This is a genomic window from Treponema endosymbiont of Eucomonympha sp. (genome assembly GCF_001028545.1).
The window spans coordinates 1-1065 of sequence record NZ_BBPW01000204.1; the positions used below are offsets into that span (position 1 = coordinate 1).

Genomic DNA, 1065 nt, shown 5'->3' on the forward strand with positions numbered 1-1065 from the left:
ACCGGCGACGCAATTATCGACGCGGTATTCAAAAACCAACCGGATTTGCTGTGGTCGGCTGATTACAAGCGGCTGGACGCCGCGCCGCATTATTTTCTGCGGCTTATCGCTTTCTGCATAAAACAGCGGAGGACAACAAAAGAATATCAAAATTTAATAACAGCGGTGTATTCCCTGTGGAACGCACTCCGGTGCAAACAAGACGATACCGGTCATATCTATCAATACACGTCGCTGCGGGTATTGGAGAACGAGCGGGTTACCCGGCGTTTCCGGCTAACGCCCGCCGGCTATCAAAACGACCCGGAAGAAGGCAAGGTCTTTTATGACAGATTAAAAACCTTTTGCAAGACCGACGCTATATCAACGGTTTTGGACAGCATTAAGAGTAATTCCGAAACAGTCGCGTTTATCAGGAGTTTTACCGCGCTTGAAGACACCCTCTTCATGTGGGACAGCTCGTATGCCGCTCACGGGGAAGGAGCCGCGGTCGGCATAGCGAAACAAAAAATCAACAAAGGCTTCGGAATCGATTCACTCTCTAGAGAAATGAGTTTGCCGGCGCAGTCATTAGAAATGCCGTTCAATACACTTGCAAAAGGAAAAACAGATAACCCGCAAACGGACGCCGTTAAAGACGTATCAAAAAACTACGATGTTGTTCCTATGCAAGAAAAAACGGAACAGCCGAAAGAGAGTGCCGCTGAAGGCGAATCGAAAAAGCCAGTTTCTGTCCCTATGAGCAGCATAGGACTATATAAGGTGTTATATATCGGTGAAACAGCGGAGGGAGAAAACGCCTCGGCTCAAGCAATTTTGGCTAAATTAGGCGAAATTGAAAAAGCGCTGAAAGCGCTTGAGAGCGAATTTGCAAAAGAGGATGCGGCGGAAAAAGAACAATTTATAGATTTCCTTTCCAAATTATTTACACCGGTCGCTCACCTCATAAAAAAAGAGACATACAAACATGAAGAGGAATACCGGCTCCTGTATGTTTCTTCCATATCAGACGAGCACGACAAAGCGATAGCGGATTTTGGCGAAGCGATACGGTTGAAACCGAAA

1 protein-coding gene is annotated in these 1065 nt (G+C 46.6%); it reads left to right on the forward strand.

Features of this window, described 5'->3' with window-relative positions:
* Positions 1-1065, forward strand: a 1065-nt coding sequence (locus tag AWU74_RS11755) for a hypothetical protein (RefSeq protein WP_187150888.1), incomplete at both ends; no start/stop codon positions are given.